The organism is Solirubrobacter ginsenosidimutans (assembly GCF_027587205.1).
This window is the reverse complement of record NZ_JAPDOD010000004.1, coordinates 285,727-300,590: the sequence shown is the minus strand read 5'-3', so window position 1 is coordinate 300,590 and position 14,864 is coordinate 285,727. Positions and strand designations below refer to the sequence as shown.

At 71.3% G+C, this 14,864-nt stretch carries 14 protein-coding genes; 6 read left to right on the top strand and 8 right to left on the bottom strand.

The annotated features are described in order from the left end of the window. Window positions 1-20 precede the first annotated feature (20 nt). Window positions 21-1,184 (top strand): hypothetical protein, encoded by a 1,164-nt coding sequence (locus tag OM076_RS07850; RefSeq protein WP_270038946.1) that lies wholly within the window; start codon window positions 21-23, stop codon window positions 1,182-1,184. On the opposite strand, the gene OM076_RS07845 is transcribed toward OM076_RS07850, so the two are convergent. The 4 genes from OM076_RS07845 to OM076_RS07830 are packed head-to-tail and all read right to left on the bottom strand — an operon-like array spanning window position 1,150 to window position 4,269. After that, window positions 1,150-2,085: a VWA domain-containing protein gene (locus tag OM076_RS07845; protein ID WP_270038945.1), complete on the bottom strand. Its 936-nt coding sequence runs from the start codon at window positions 2,083-2,085 to the stop codon at window positions 1,150-1,152. The genes OM076_RS07850 and OM076_RS07845 overlap by 35 nt on opposite strands. Then, on the bottom strand, window positions 2,082-3,005 hold the full coding sequence (locus tag OM076_RS07840) for a DUF58 domain-containing protein (RefSeq protein WP_270038944.1): 924 nt from the start codon (window positions 3,003-3,005) through the stop codon (window positions 2,082-2,084). The genes OM076_RS07845 and OM076_RS07840 overlap by 4 nt, the downstream gene beginning before the upstream one ends. Continuing rightward, on the bottom strand, window positions 3,002-4,006 hold the full coding sequence (locus tag OM076_RS07835; RefSeq protein ID WP_270038943.1) for an AAA family ATPase: 1,005 nt from the start codon (window positions 4,004-4,006) through the stop codon (window positions 3,002-3,004). Before OM076_RS07835 ends, OM076_RS07840 begins: the two co-directional genes overlap by 4 nt. Next, entirely contained in the window at window positions 4,006-4,269 is a 264-nt protein-coding gene (locus OM076_RS07830; protein WP_270038942.1) for a hypothetical protein, read from the bottom strand. The genes OM076_RS07835 and OM076_RS07830 overlap by 1 nt, the downstream gene beginning before the upstream one ends. Before the next feature lie 84 nt (window positions 4,270-4,353). Here OM076_RS07830 and OM076_RS07825 point away from each other — a divergent pair, with 84 nt between their 5' ends. Together OM076_RS07825 and OM076_RS07820 are read left to right on the top strand one after the other, a co-directional pair. Beyond that, a complete protein-coding gene (locus tag OM076_RS07825; protein WP_270038941.1) occupies window positions 4,354-5,007 on the top strand; it encodes a response regulator transcription factor in 654 nt (217 codons plus the stop codon). Further along, window positions 5,004-5,915: a sensor histidine kinase gene (locus OM076_RS07820; RefSeq protein ID WP_270038940.1), complete on the top strand. Its 912-nt coding sequence runs from the start codon at window positions 5,004-5,006 to the stop codon at window positions 5,913-5,915. Before OM076_RS07825 ends, OM076_RS07820 begins: the two co-directional genes overlap by 4 nt. Here the strand turns inward: OM076_RS07820 and OM076_RS07815 are convergent. Together OM076_RS07815 and OM076_RS07810 are read right to left on the bottom strand one after the other, a co-directional pair. Beyond that, window positions 5,896-6,321: a GNAT family N-acetyltransferase gene (locus OM076_RS07815; protein ID WP_270038939.1), complete on the bottom strand. Its 426-nt coding sequence runs from the start codon at window positions 6,319-6,321 to the stop codon at window positions 5,896-5,898. The two genes, OM076_RS07820 and OM076_RS07815, sit on opposite strands and share 20 nt — an antisense overlap. After that, on the bottom strand, window positions 6,321-7,082 hold the full coding sequence (locus OM076_RS07810) for a class I SAM-dependent methyltransferase (protein ID WP_270038938.1): 762 nt from the start codon (window positions 7,080-7,082) through the stop codon (window positions 6,321-6,323). The genes OM076_RS07815 and OM076_RS07810 overlap by 1 nt, the downstream gene beginning before the upstream one ends. 99 nt (window positions 7,083-7,181) lie before the next feature. On the opposite strand from OM076_RS07810, the gene OM076_RS07805 reads away from it, so the two are divergent. Next, on the top strand, window positions 7,182-7,361 hold the full coding sequence (locus OM076_RS07805; RefSeq protein WP_270038937.1) for a hypothetical protein: 180 nt from the start codon (window positions 7,182-7,184) through the stop codon (window positions 7,359-7,361). A 50-nt stretch (window positions 7,362-7,411) separates the two neighbouring features. Continuing rightward, window positions 7,412-8,059 (top strand): DUF2171 domain-containing protein, encoded by a 648-nt coding sequence (locus OM076_RS07800; protein WP_270038936.1) that lies wholly within the window; start codon window positions 7,412-7,414, stop codon window positions 8,057-8,059. A 21-nt stretch (window positions 8,060-8,080) separates the two neighbouring features. Here OM076_RS07800 and OM076_RS07795 read toward each other — a convergent pair whose 3' ends face one another. Continuing rightward, window positions 8,081-11,389 (bottom strand): toll/interleukin-1 receptor domain-containing protein, encoded by a 3,309-nt coding sequence (locus tag OM076_RS07795; RefSeq protein WP_270038935.1) that lies wholly within the window; start codon window positions 11,387-11,389, stop codon window positions 8,081-8,083. Window positions 11,390-11,643: 254 nt separating this feature from the next. Then, the gene (locus OM076_RS07790; protein ID WP_270038934.1) at window positions 11,644-13,422 is read right to left on the bottom strand and encodes a peroxidase family protein; all 1,779 of its coding nucleotides are present in this window, start codon (window positions 13,420-13,422) and stop codon (window positions 11,644-11,646) included. Window positions 13,423-13,759: 337 nt separating this feature from the next. Between OM076_RS07790 and OM076_RS07785 the strand changes: the two genes are divergently transcribed. Then, a complete protein-coding gene (locus tag OM076_RS07785) occupies window positions 13,760-14,551 on the top strand; it encodes an AfsR/SARP family transcriptional regulator (RefSeq protein WP_270038933.1) in 792 nt (263 codons plus the stop codon). Window positions 14,552-14,864: the final 313 nt, after the last annotated feature.

The following is a 14,864-nucleotide window of genomic DNA, read 5'->3' as shown; positions in this document are numbered from 1 at the left end:
CCGGGACGCTCTTTGCGTGTATGGCCTCGATCGCAGCGGAAATCGGTGAGCCCCGGACTCGCGAGCCGACGACCGCGGTGTGGCGCGAGCAGGCGATCGCGGAGATCACGCAGATGGAGTTCGCCGTCAAGTGGCTGACGTCGCCCGCGCACACCGGGACGCGGCTGGACGACGAGACCGCGAGGGAGATCCTCGCCATCCTCGACCGCGCGCATGACGCCGCGGTCGACCGGAGCCTCGGCTGGATGCAGCGCATCAAGTCGACGCTGCGCGGTGCGAGCGTCGAGCGCGCCTGGGGCCATATCGACGCCGCGGCGGAAGCGCTCGTGCGCGCCGCTCCGCCGGAGTTCGTCGCCGGTCAGCTGCCGCGTGTCGAACGCCGCGTCGAGCGGGCGCTCAAGTGCGACGACGCGCGCCGGATCCATCTGCGCGAGGTGGCCAGGCGCTACGCCGCACCGGCCGAGGGCGCCGCCGCGCCGGGCCCCGTCACCGAGTCCGACCGCGAGGTCATCGCGACGGCGTTGCACGCCGCCAACTGCGAGGCCCGCCGCAAGCAGAGCCGCGTGCGCAGCTTCCGCAACATGCTGCTGATCTGGGGCGTGGTCCTGACGATCACGGCCACCGGGCTCGGCATCCTCGGCTTCCTCAAGCCCGATCTGGCGCTCTTCTGCTTCCAGCCGAGCGGCCAGGCGGTGTGCCCGACCACGGTCGCCGTGACCGACAAGTCGCTGGCCGTGAGCGGGCAGCCGGCCGCGGCGCAGGACCCGCGCGCGGTCGCCGAGCAGGACGAGGCGACCCGGGTCGCGGCCCGCAAGGGCGACGTCCTGCTGATCGAGGCGATCGGGCTGGCGGCCGCCGCGCTGGCCGCCGCGGCCGCGGTGCGCCGCATCCACGGGACCTCGACGCCCTACGGCGTCCCGTTCGCCGTCGCCGTGGTCAAGCTCCCGAGCGGGGCGCTGACCGCCGCGCTCGGGCTCCTGCTGATGCGGGCGAACTTCGTGCCCGGGCTGAGCGCGCTCGACTCGCCCGCCCAGATCATCGGCTGGGCGATCATCTTCGGCTACGCCCAGCAGCTCTTCACCCGCCTCGTCGACCAGCGTGCGCAGACCGTGCTCGACGGCGCCGGTCCCGAGAGCCCACCGCGCGAAGTTACGGCAGTCGCCCGCGCCAGCGCAGCGACGTGAACGCGGCGCCGCCGAGGAGCAGCAGGCCGAAGGCGGCGAACCCGGCGCTGACCTCCTTCTTCTCCTTCTTGGTGCCGATCTTCGAGCCGAGCGTCTGGTAGACGGCGTCGAGCGCGTCGGAGTCCTCGGCGGTGAACGCCCGCCCACCCGAGAGCTGCGCGATCTGCGCGAGCGCCTGCGGATCGGGGGCGACGTTGAGGACCTGGCCGCCCTGCTGGATCACACCGTCCGGCGTGCCGAGCGCGACCGTGTAGATCGGGACGCCCGCAGCCTTGGCCTCCTGCGCGACCTCGTTGGGATCGCGGCCGGTCTTGGACGCGCCGTCGGAGAGCAGGACGATCGCCGCCGGCGGGCTGTTCTTGCCCCGCTTGCCGAGGGCGTTCAGCGCGGCCTCCAGCGCGTCGCCGGTGGCGGTGCCGCCGTCGGCCTGGAGCGCGTTCAGCGTGCCCTTGACCGTGTCGCGGTCCTGGGTGGGCCGGAGCACCGTGTTCGGGCCGTCGGCGTAGGCGACGAGGCCGGTCTGCAGCGACTTGGGCACGCGGTCCAGGAAGTGCGTCGCGGCGGCCTGGGCGGCGCCGAGGCGGGTGGGGGAGACGTCGGTCGCGTTCATCGAGCCCGACGTGTCGGTGACGAGCATCACGCTCGCCTTCTCGATCGGCACCGCGATCGTCGCCTCGGGGCGCGCGAGCGCGGTCACGAGGCCGGCGAGGCTGAGGCTCAGCAGCGCGGGCGGGATGATCCGCCGCGCGCGGCCGGTCCTCCCCACGACGGCCGCCAGCGTGGCCGTCGCGGGGAAGCGGATGACGTACTTCGCCGGCCGTCGTCGCGCCGCCCACAGCGCGAGCAGCGCGAGCGGGATCGCGACGAGGCCGATGAGGAAGAGCGGGGCCTGAAAGCTCAACGAAGGCTCCTTCCGAGCGCGCGCAGCCAGTCGGCGTCGGTGGCGACCTCGAGGTGGCGTGCGTGGGCGCGGCGTAGATGGGACTTGAGCTCGTCGCGGCGGGCCAGCTCCGCCGCCGCGAAGCGCCGCCGCAGCTCCGGGCTGGACGAGTCGACCTCGACGCGCTTGCCGGTCTCGGGATCGGCGAGGACCAGGTGACCCACGTCGGGCAGCTCGCCCTCACGGGGGTCATTGACCTCGACGGCGAGCACGTCGTGGCGGCCGGAGAGGGCCGCGAGCGCGCGCGCCCACTCCGGCCGGTCACGATCGCTCCCCTCACGGAAGTCGGAGACGACGACGATCAGTCCCGGGCCGCGCGCGAGGCGGCCGATCCGGCGCATGCCGGCGGCGAGCGCGTCCGGCTCCGGGACGTGCCCGTCGGGAGCCACGCCCGCGGCGAGCGCGCGGCGCAGCGAGATGAGCTGCCGGCGCCCGCTGTGGGGCGCGAGCTGCTGGGCGGTGGGCGCGCCGCAGGTGAGCAGGCCGACGCGGCCCGCGCGGCGCACGGCCAGGCGGCCGATCACGAGCGCGACGCCTTCCGCGACATCGGACTTCAGGCGGTCGGCGGTCCCGAACGCCATCGACGCGCTCACGTCGAGCAGGATCCACGTGGTCAGCGTGCGCTCCGGGACGTGGTCGCGGACGTGTGGGTGGCCGGTGCGGGCGCTTGCGGCGGCATCGATCTTGCGCACGTCGTCGCCGAACTGGTACGGACGGATCTGGGCGAGCTCGGTGCCCGTCCCGCGTCCGGCCGCCCGCCGCTCGCCCGGCAGCGCGCCAGACGCACGCCGGGCGAGGACGAGGTCGAGCGCCTCGACCAGCGCGCCCTGCATCGGGCCCGGGCCTTGCCGCCCGGGCGGGTCGGCGACGAGCTCACTCACGCGTGCACCGGCTCCTGGGCGCGGATGCCGCCGACCGTGTCGAGGATGCGGTCGAGCAGGTCGTCCGGGCGCACGTTGTCGCCGAGCGCGTCGTACGTGAGCACGAGCCGGTGGCGCAGGATGTCGGCGGCGAGATCGGCGACGTCCTCGGCCACGCAGTGGTTGCGGCCGCGCAGCAGCGCGAGCGCCTGGGCCGCCTGGACCATGCCGATCGGGCCGCGCGGGGAGGAGCCGTACTCGATCAGGCCGCTGAGCTCGTGCAGGCCGTACTTGCCCGGGTGGCGCGTGGCGTCGGTGAGCGCGACGGCGTAGGCGATCACGTCGCGGTCGACGAACACCTCGCGGGCGATCTCGCGGTAGCGCTCCAGGGCGCCGATCGGCACCCGCTCGCGCACCTCGACCGGCTTGCCGATCGCGCGGCCGACGACGGCCGCCTCCTCACCCACGGTCGGGTAGTCGACGACGAGCTTGAACAGGAAGCGGTCGACCTGGGCCTCGGGCAGCGGGTAGGTGCCCTCGGACTCGATCGGGTTCTGCGTCGCGAGCACGAGGAAGGGCTTGGGCAGCGGGTAGGTCTCGCCCGCGATCGTCACCTGACGCTCCTGCATGACCTCCAGCAGCGCGCTCTGGACCTTGGCGGGCGCGCGGTTGATCTCGTCGGCGAGCAGGAAGTTGCCGAAGACCGGGCCGAGTTCGGTGTCGAAGCGTCCCGTGTCCGGGCGGTAGATGCGCGTGCCGACGAGGTCGGATGGCACGAGGTCCGGCGTGAACTGCACGCGGCGGAACTTCCCGCCCAGCACCTCGGCGAGCGTCTTGACGGTCAGGGTCTTCGCGAGGCCGGGCACGCCCTCGAGCAGGACGTGGCCGCCGGCCAGCAGCGCGACGAGCAGGCGCTCGAGCATCGCGTCCTGCCCGACGATCACCCGCTTGAGCTCATACAGCGCGTCCTCGAGCCCGGCGCGCGGGTCCTCGATGAGTTCGGTCCGTTCTTCGGCGCTCATCACAGGTCCGGGGTCGCGTTGGCGCTGGGAGCGCTCGGGGCGGGCGCGGCGGAGCCCTGGTTGTCGCCGCCACCGCCGTTGCCGCCCTCATCCGGGCAGAGATGGCCGTCGTGATCTCGATCAGGCGCCGTCTGGGTCGGCGTCGGCGTGGCGGACTGCACGGGCGTGGTGCCCGTGGCCGGCGACTGCGTCGCGGCGAACGCCGCGGGCACGCCGAGGGCGAGGGCGCCGCCGGCGGCGGCGATGGCGAGATACTTCTTCATGGCGGCGAGCCTGCCGCCACATTCGTCAGATCCGCATAAACAGCGTTGAGGGAGTCTTGATCACCCACTCCTACGTTGCTTCTCATGCGAATCCTGGTCGCCGAAGACGAACCCCGCATCGCCGCCGCGGTCGCGCGCGGGCTGCGGCGCGAGGGAATGGCGGTGGACGTCGCCCCCGACGGCGCCGTCGCCCTGTACAAGGCCCGCGTCAATCCGTACGACGTCGTGGTGCTCGATCGCGACCTCCCCGAGGTCCACGGCGACGACGTCTGCCGCACGCTGAGCGCCGAGCAGCCGCGCACGAAGGTGCTGATGCTCACCGCCGCGCGCTCGACCGACGAGCTCGTGCAGGGCCTGTCGCTGGGCGCGGACGACTATCTGACCAAGCCCTTTCGCTTCGCCGAGCTGGTCGCGCGGTTGCGCGCCTTGGGGCGCCGCACGGGCGATGCCCGCCCGCCGGTCCTCGAGGCGGGCGACGTCGTGCTCGACCCGGCGAAGCGCACCGCCTCGCGCGGCGGTGTCGAGCTCGACCTGACGCTGAAGGAGTTCGCCGTCCTGCAGGCGCTGCTCGAGGCCGATGGCGCCGTCGTCACGCCCGAGGAGCTGCTCGAGCGGGCGTGGGACGAGCAGCTCGATCCGCTCTCCAACACCGTCCGCATGACGGTCATGACCCTGCGCCGCAAGCTCGGGGACCCGCCGCTGATCCAGACGGTCCGCGGGAGCGGCTACCGCGTGTGATCCCGCACCTACGCGTCCGCCTGACCGCGATCTACGGCGGCATCTTCGTCGTCTTCGTCGCGATCCTGCTGTCAATCTCGTATTGGCTGATGGCGCGCCACCTCGATCGGACGCTGGGGATCGACGAGGCCGCCACCGCGCTGGAGCAGCTGCGCATGCAGTACCTGCTCGCGCTGGCGGGCGCGACGCTCGTGGCGACCGCTCTGGGCTGGGCGCTGGCCGGGCGCGAGCTCGGTTCGATGCAGGCGGCGTTCGACGCGCGTGAGCGGTTCGTCGCCAACGCGTCGCACGAGCTGCGCTCACCGCTGACGGTGATCCGCACCGAGGCCGATGTGACGCTCTCGAACCCCGACGCCGACGTCGAGGAGCTCCGAGCCATGGGCCGCACCGTCATGGGTGCGGCGGACGAGATGGACGCGCTCCTGGAGGGCCTGATGGTGCTCGCGCGCTCCGGGCACTCGCTGCCCAACTGCGCGTACGTCGACCTGGCCGCGGCGGCGGGTGCGGCGGCGCGGCGGGTGCGCTCCCCCAGCGGTGTGCGGGTGCGGCTGGAGCTCGAGCCGGTGGGCGTGAGCGGCGAGCGCCAGCTGCTCGAGCGCCTGGCGGGCAACCTGATCGAGAACGGCGTCCGCTACAACGCGCCGGGCGGGTTCGTCGCGGTGCGGACGTCGGCCTCGCCGGAGGGCGGTGCGGTCCTCGACGTCGTCAACTCCGGCCCGGTCATCTCCGCCGACATCGCGGCGCGCCTGGTCGAGCCGTTCGAGCGCGGCGGGCGGACGGGGCGTGGCGGCGCAGGCCTGGGGCTCTCGATCGTGCGCTCGGTCGCCGAAGCCCACGGCGGCCGCCTCGCGCTCACGCCGCGCCGCGAAGGCGGGCTCGCGGTGCGGGTCACGCTGCCGGCCGCGTGAGATAGACCAGCTCGTGCCCGGGCACGGGCTCGCGGCGTGTCTCCTCGAACCCGTGGCGGCGGTAGAGGCGCAGGTTGGCCTCGCTGCGGTCGCCCGTGAAGAGCCAGGTGCCGCCGTGCGCGATGGCGGCTTCCAGCAGCCGCGTCCCGAGCCCTTCGTGCTGGCGGTCGGGTGCGACCGCCAACCGGGCGATCTCCCCGTCGGGCTTGATCCGCACCGTCCCGATCAGCCGGCCGTCGTCGCGGATGCCGAGCACCGTGATCTCCGACGCGAGCACGTCCTTGACCTCGTCGAGGGTCTCGAACAGCGGCGGCAGGAACTGGTCGTAGATCATCGCCTCGCCGACGTAGGCCGCGCGTTGCAACGTCAGCACTTCTCCGGCGTCATCGGCTCCGAGCGTCAGCATCAGGTGTCTGTACGGCGCGCGACCCAGATCTCCTCGACCGGCCAGCGCTGCGCCCATTCGGGCGTGACCCACTCGAACTGCGTCTGCTGCGCGCCCTCGGGCGCGTAGAGCTCGTGCAGCGCGGTGACGGCGAACCCGTGCCGGGCGAGCGTGTTGATCCAGTCTGAGTGCGCGAGGTGGAACTCGACGCCGTCGTCGCTCTCGTACTCGACCACCCGTAGACCGCGTTGGCCGCGCAGCAGGCGGTCGGTGGCGGGGCCGACGTCGGGTGCGCAGAGCGTGACCATCAGCGAGTTGGTCAGGAACACGAGCCAGCCGTCGGCGCGCAGCAGGCGGGAAGCCTCCCGCAGCCACAGATCCGGGTCGCACCACAGGCTCGCCCCGTACTCGCTGATGACGAGGTCGGCGGACTCGGCCGAGAGCGGGACGTCCTCCGCGCTGGCGTGGACGAGCGGGAACTCGAGCTGGTGTTCGGCCTGCATCCTGCGCGCGGTGGCGAGCTGGTTCTCCGAGAGGTCGATGCCGATCGGGCGCGCGCCCCGGCGCGCCAGCCACGCTGAGACGTAGGCGGTGCCACAGCCCAGCTCGACCACGTCCATGCCACCGACGTCCGGCAGCGCGCCGACCTCGCTCTCGGGCACGTTCCAGATGCCCCACGAGATCTCGTCGGTGCCCCAGTTGCGCTGGGCGGCCGCGGCGTAGTCGGCGGCGGACACGTTCCATGCCGCCCGGTTGACCTTCGCGTGCTCTGAGAGGTCCATGCGCTGTAGCCTCGCAAGGATCAGGAAAGATCGCTGACCGTTGCGAGCAAACTTCCCGCCGGCATGGGAAGATCCCGTCGAACCGGTCGATTTGATGCGATGAACCACGATCTGGCCCCGATCCCGGCGTTCGCGGAACCCACTCCGCCGCCCGCCGACGACCTCGTCGCCATCCTGGCGCGAGCCGAACGCGTCGGGATCGCTCCCGAGCGCGTGCTGCTCGCGCTCGGCTACCCGCCCGACAGCACGGCGACCGCGCCCGCGAGCAAGGGACCGTAATCATCCGGTTCGGATGAGGCCGGGCTCGGTGCGGGTGCTTGAATGGCGCGATGAAGCTCGAGTTGGGCTGTCCCGTCGCGTGTGCCGACGCGCCGTTCGGCGAGTTGGCCGACGTCGTCATCGACCCGCGTTCGCGCCGCGTCGTGCACTTGGTGGTTCAGCCCAACGGACGTCATGTGAGCGCCCGGCTCGTCCCGATCGAGCGGGCGCGGAGCGCCGAGCCGGGCATCGCGCTCGATTGCACGGTGGCCGAGCTCGAGGCGATGGACCCGCTGTTCGAGTCGGCGTATCTGCGCCTCGGTGTACAGCCCGTGGCCGATGCCGATTGGGACATCGGCATCCAAGACGTTCTCGCGCTGCCCGTCTATCAGGAGCTGGACGGCTTTGGGACTGTGGTCGACCCTGACGCGCACGTCGTCGTCAACTACGACCGGATCCCCAAGCACGAGGTCGAGATCCGCCGCTCGAGCTCGGTCTTCTCGTCCGATGCTCATCACCTCGGCCACGTCGACGGCTTCCTGATCGGCGCAGGCGACAAGGCCGACATCGTCCTCGAACGCGGCCATCTCTGGGGCCGCCGCGAGATCGTCATCCCGGCTGACGCCGTCGCGTCGGTCGAGAATGACCGTGTGACGCTGAAGCTGACCAAGGAAGCGGTCGGCGGGCTGGACACGCGTCACGTCCATCGCTGGTTCTAAGCCGATCGGCGATGCCCGCCTTCACAGCAGCCCGTCGACCCCGTGGTCGCGGTGGTAGAGCTCCTTGTGCTCGCCGTCGGGCCCGACGCCGATGATCTTCGCCCGTGCGCGGTCCAGCGTCAGCAGCGGCGTCAGCGGCACCTCGGTGCCGCGGAGATAGGCGCCGCAGCGGATCGAGCCGGCGGCGCGCACCGCGCATTGGATCGCGGTTCCGGCCACCGCTGCGGCGTCCCCGGTGTGCAGCGTGAAGGTCTTCGGGCTCTGCGTGCGTTGCCTCGGCCGCGCGGCACCGCTGCGCGGCGACGAGAACGAGTTGCCGTGCCGCATGCGCAGCCCGTTGTCGGTGCTCTCGACCACGATCGCCTTGTCCGGCGTCATGCCGATCGCGAGCGAGCCCTCCGGATAGTTGCCCTCGGCCTCGAACCCACAGACGACCGCGCGGTCGCCGCCGGCCGAGCAGGTGAGGTTCGAGTCGGCGACCTTCGCGCTGTCGCCGGGGGCGAGCACGAACGTGCGCTTCGGCGCGATCACGGGACGCGTGGTCACCGGCTTGGGCGCCTGGCTGTCGAGCGCGCAGGTCGCCCGGTAGGCGTCGTCGGGCAGCGTGTTGTCCCACTCGTCGTGCGTGAGGTTGCGGCCGATCCGCTCGCAGACGAACCGGCGCATGGCGCTCAGATCACGCGTCCACAGGATCGAGTTCCAGAACTGCACGGTGTCCCCGGCGCCGCTGACCAGCAGCTTGCCGTCGGGGCTGAACGCCAGGCCGGCGACGTTGCTGCTCTGGGCGGTCAACGGCTCGCCGATCGGCGCATGCGTGGCGACGTCCCACAGGCGGATCGACCCGTCCTGGGCGGCGGACGCAAGGGTGCGGCCGTCGGGCGTGAAGGCGACGCTGGCGACGATCGACCGATGCCTGGTCATCGGCGCGCCGATCTGCCGGCGCGTCGCCACGTCCCACAGCCGCACCGACTGGTCCCGGCCGCCCGTGGCGAGCAGGCGGCCGTCGGGGCTGAACGCCACCGTGCGGACCTCGTTGGCGTGGCCGCGGATCGGGCTCCCGAGCAGCTTGTGCGACGCGACGTCCCACAGCCGAACGGTGTGGTCGAGGCTCGCTCCGGCGAGGGTCTTGCCGTCCGGGCTGAACGCGAGGCCCCACGGGAAGTCGTCGCCGGCGACGATCGGCCGGCCGATGAGCTTCTGCGTGCGGAGGTTCCAGAACCGGACCTTGTTGTCGATGCCACCGCTGGCGGCGATCGTCCCCGCGGGATTGACCGCGAGCATCGTCACGGCCCCGGAACAGTCGCACGCGATCGCTCCGGTCACCGTGTGATCGGCGACGCTCCAGAGCCCGATCAGGCCGTCGAGCCCGCCCGAGAGCAGCGTGCGGCCGTCGGGGGTGAAGGCGACGGTCGAGACCTTCTCGCTATGGCCCTTGAGCGCGGGCTTGATCTCGACGCGCCGGGCCGCGTCCCACAACCGCACGGACTTGTCGTGCGCGGACGCGATCAGCTTGCCGTCGGCGCTGACGGCCACCGCGTGCACCGGATCGCCCTTCGCAGTCAGCGCTTGATCGAGTGACGGCGTGGAGACGTCCCAGACGCGCACGCTGCGATCGTCCGCACCGGACGCCAGCAGCGCGCCGTCGGGGCTGAACGTGACGTCGTTCACCGCGTCCGTGTGGCCCGGGAGCAGCCGCGCGGTGGGGTTCTCGTCGCCCAGGTCCCAGACGCTGATCGTGTGGTCGGAGGCCGTGGCGATCGTTCGCCCGTCGGGGCTCACGGCGAGTTCGCTCACGCCGTCCTCGGGCACCAGCGGATCACCCGCCGGACGGTGCGAGTCCACGTCCCAGCGGCGGACGGCCGAGCCGCCGGCGGTCAGCAGCGTCAGCCCGTCGCGGGTGAACGCGAGGGCGAACACGCCGTCGTCCTTGGCGCCCTGCTGCATGTCCTTCCCGACGGCCTTGCGGGTCGCGACGTCAAAGATCCGGATCTTCCCGTCGAGGCCGCTGGTGGCGATCATCTGGTCGTCGGGGCTCAGGGCGACATCGAGCGCTCCGCCCACTTTGGCCTGGATCGGCTCCCCGAGCGCGCGCCGGCCCGGGACGTCCCAGAGCCGGATCGTGTCGTCCACGCCCGCGGACACGAGCATGTCGCCATCCGAGCTGAACGCCAGGCTCATCGCGCCCCGGTGACCGCGCAGCAACCCGATCTGCTCGCGGCCCGCGACCTGCCAAAGGCTGATGTTCCCGTTGCGCTCGGCGACCGCGAGCACGTCGCCCCGCGGCGAGAACGCCACGTCGTGGACGATGGCTCCGGCGCGCAGCGGCTGCCCCGCGGGGCGTTGGCGGCCGGCGACGCTCCACAGGCGCACCGTCGAGTCCTCCCCGCCGGAGGCGATCAGCTTGCCGTCCGGGCTGTACGCCACCGAGGTCACCGGCGCGGTGTGCAGTGTGAGCGCATGGCGCATCGGCGCGACCAGCGGCAGCACGGCGTGCAACGCGTCGCGTGCCTCGTCCGTGGGCTGCTTGCGCGAGGCTTCCACGGCCAGCAGGGCCGAGAGGTCCACGTCGCGGCTCAACGCGGCACTGGACTGGCGCGCGAGCGCGCGCGACGCGGCCGTGTTCTCGGCGACGATCGCGTCCGATTGGTTGACGAGCCCCCACGCCGTGAGGCCGCCCGCGACGGCGACGACGCCTGTGGCGAGCGCGACGGCGCCCCGCCGGATCCGCCGCCGGCGCCGTCGCGCCGCGGCGGCGAAGCGCTGGTGCACCGCCGCGGGGCGCGGCTCGCGGTTCTCGGCGTCCTTCGCCAGCCAGTCCTGAAGGTCGCGCAGATCGTGCCCGGCCGGCAGGCTGCCGCGGCGCTCAGGGTCCTCCCAGCGCACCGCCCGCGCGGTCCAGTACGTGTGTGCTCGCGTCCACTCCGGGTCGTCGCCGACGGCGCGCACGATGGCGGCGGCCGCCGCCGTCACGTCCAGCCGGTCGGCCCGCACATGCTGCACGTGTCGCAGCGACTCGGGCAGCGCCTCCACCGGTCGCCACAACACGGGGATGATCCGCTTGCCCAGCTCGAGCGCGCGCTCGAGCTCCTTACGGCATTCGTCGGAGGCGATCGAGTCCGGGCTGATGACGAAGACCAGCGCCAGCGCCGCCTCGATCGCCGAGCCCAGCTCCACGCGCCACGGCGCCCCGGGCGGGATGTTGTCCTCGTCCTTCCACGCCGTCAGCCCGTTCGCCTCCAACTCGGCCTTGAGCTCGGCGACGAACCCCTCGTCGCGCCGGGAGTAGGAGATGAACGCGCCGAGCTCGCCGGGAGTCGCCGAATCGCTCACTGAGATCGCCTTTCGTCTCGCGCAAGTAACGCTGGGTGCTCATGGGGGCAACAACGGTCCGGCGCCACGACGCTAGCCCCGCCCGAGATCTGGTGCAAGGATGCTTAATCGATCAGGCAATGCAGCACCGGAGCGAATTCCGGCGCAATGCGTGCTCGCGCTCTGAACGGGGAGGCCGCGCGGACGGGTCATCGAACGCCGTCCCCGCCGGGGGTGTTCGCGTGCAAACACCCACGCAAATGGAGAAACGCCGCCTACGGCGTTGTGACACCGGCAAAGGTGACGAGGTCCGCCACCGTGAAGGCTCCGGGCGTCGCCGACGGAAGCATCGGCGCGAACCCGCCCGCGACGTTGAGGTAGGAGGAGGCGTCGCGTTTGAGGATCCGGACGAACGTCTCGGCCACGATCTTCGCGCCCACCGGGCCCAGCCGGTTCCCGCCGGCGAGGACGGCGGCCTCGCGAAGCACGTAGTACCAGAGGGGCGTCTTCGCCAGCAGGAGTCCGCCGCCTGAATTGAGGACCGCGACTTCGGCCGGCGGCAGGCCGGACGTCAACTGCGCCGTGGTCATCGCGGGGATGCCCAACAGCTGTGCCATGCCCTGGCCGCTGGGCAGGCCGAGCGCCAGGCCCCGCCGCAGGTTGCGCGTCGCCAGGATCGCCATCATGCCCGTGAAGCCCGGGAGGGACTCCAGCCCGGGTGACAACACGCTGTCGATCCGGCGTGCCTTGTTGTGCACCGGCACCAAGACCGAAGCGGGGGTGTCGAAGAACGCGTTGAAGTCCACGACCCAGTTCGAGAACACGGGGAGCTGCGGGTTGCGGTTGAACTCGAACACCTGCCCGAGCGTCGCGGCCTTGAAGTTGAAGTTCACCCAGTAGTTGTCGCGGATCATGCTGTGTCCGAACCGGTAGGCCGCGACCGAGAACTCGACCGGCATCCGGAAGGAACTGCCGATCGGGGCCGACACCGTGTTGAGCGCATCGTCGACGGCGGCGTTGCCGCAGATCCGCCTCAGGTAGTCGTTGACGACCGCCCACTGATAGTGGTGCGTCACGATGCGCTTGGCCTCGGCGAAGATGTCGCCGGCGAACGACGCGGCCAGCAGGAGGTCGACGACGGCGTTGTGGAACCGCAGCATCGCGTGGTGGAACTGCACGACGATCAGGTTCTCGTCGTTGCGCGGGTCACCGATGACGGCCGTATTGGTGCCGGCGACGCGCGGGACGTCGAAGGTCGTCTGGAGGCCCATCCCGCCGGCATCGGTGGTGCTGCTCGGTCCCCCTGGCCCGAGGTTCCGGTTCGTTCCCACCGCGAGCTTGATCGCGGTGGGAGGCCCCGACGAAGGCATCGCGTAGAGGTAGGCGTCCAGTCCCGGGCCCCGGCCATAGACCGAGTCCAGGTCGAGGGTCGGGCTGCGCATGTTGTTGACGGTGTTCGCGTCGGTGGCCGCGTCGAGCGTCGACGAGACGTCGAGCGTGATGTCGTGATCGACGAACTGCCCGAAATAGACGTAGCCCGCCGGTAGCGAGGAGACGCCCGGGTCGCCGGGATTCTGTGACAGGGGATTCGGATCGCGGCCCGCGTCTCCCATCATGTCGCCCAACTTCGCGAGCAGCGCCTGGTTCGCGACATTGAACGGCAGCCGCGTCGCCGTGCGCACGGCGGTGGGAGCCCGGTAGCCGAAGCGATCCGCGCACGTCGACACGACCCAGGGAAACGGGAACCAGTAGAGCGGGATCCTGGTGCCATGGAACCGCTTGAGCCGCGCCTTCAGCGTCGACAGCGACTCCTTCTGCTCCTCCGGCAACTTCTCGACCTTGATGCGCGCCGGCTTGATCCGGTTGACGCTCTCGAGCAAGTCCTCCGGCGCCACGGTGGGCAGCAGATCGATCTCGTTCACCCTGCGCCGGAGGTCGTCCAGTCGCAGCGGCTTGGGGTTCACGAAGCCCTTCGGAATCGCCGTGTCGCGCAGAAACTCCTGCACGACACGAGGGATCTCCGAAGCCGGCTCGGGCGTCGGGTTCTCAGCCATCCAATCTTCTCCTTGTTCGCCTCTCACTCAAGCTGGTGATACCGCGAGTAGTCAAGACTTCTCGACCATAATGAGCCGGAGTCGTAACTGACCTGATAGCGGAATGTCAGTGCACTGACACGAGGTTCCCGCGGGTCAAAAGTCCTCTCGCGGGCAATGGGAAATATGTAGGCTTTCACCAATCGCTCATTGCGAGCTCGTCGATTTCCTCGATGACTCGGCGTGGCGGTGGTCGGACCCGTTGGTCCCGCCTAGCGGCGGTGGCATCACCTTCCAGAGCTGCAGTTCTACCGAGTCCGCGTCGTTGGTGATGCGGCGTGGGGTTCACCTGACCGTCATGACGAGTGCCGGCGAAGTGCTGTCCGCCAGTGCATCGAATGCGCCGGCACCGATCGCCTCGGTCGGGTTGCGTCTGGCTCCAGATCCCGCGCGCGAGCACCGGGCGCTGGGCATCTGTCTCCTGGGAGGCTTCCGCCTCGTGCTCGGGGGCTCGGTGATGACCCTGTCGCTCGGTGCGCAGCGACTCGTGGCGTTCGTGGCGCTGCAGCACGGCGCGGTCAGGCGTGACCTGATCGCGGGACTGCTCTGGCCGGCTGTGTCCGAAGGCCGTGCCCACGCGAGCCTGCGATCGGGGCTCGCCCGCCTTGGCGACGCGGCATCGTGCGCGATTGCGGCCGACGGAATTGAACTCGCGCTCGCGGCCGACGTGGAAGTCGATCTCGTCGAGGCGCGGCAGTTGGCTCACCGGCTGCTCGAACCCGGATCGACGATGACGCCGGCGATGACGGTACGGGCGATCCCGCTGCTGGCGGCCGAGCTGCTTCCGGGGTGGTACGAGGACTGGACCTTGCTCGAGGTGGAGAGCTGGCGACAGCTCCGGCTCCACGCGCTGGAGGCGGCGGCCGGTCTGCTCGTCGTAGCGCGGCGGTTCGGCGACGCCGCCGACGCCGCCGTGGCCGCGGTGCGCGTGGATCCGTTGCGCGAGAGCGCCCGGAGTGCACTGATCGGGGTGCATCTGGCGGAGGGCAATCAATCCGAGGCGCTGCGCGAGTTCGAGCGGTTCAGGGTCCTCCTCGACGAAGAGCTTGGGCTCGCGCCCACGTCCACCCTGCACGACCTGCTGCCCTGACCGCGGTTTCCAGTGACGCCGGCGTCAGGGCACGGCGTCAAGGTTTGCGAGATGCCCGTTGGACCGATCGGCCTGCTGCTGATCCGAGCCTGGGCGCCGTGGCGGCCCTCGTCAGCGCATGGCTGCAGGAGACCGTCGAGAAGCCGGCCGGTGAGAGCTCGGCGCTAACGACGGGGCGCCCCTGTCACGCCCCTGTCACGCCACGGTCACGGCGCGGGAGGGATGCTGCGGCGAATGACTGAATCGCGAGATGGGGCACCACGCGACCTGTCGAAGTACGAGCGTCTGTGGACAGCCCTGAGCCCTCTCGTGA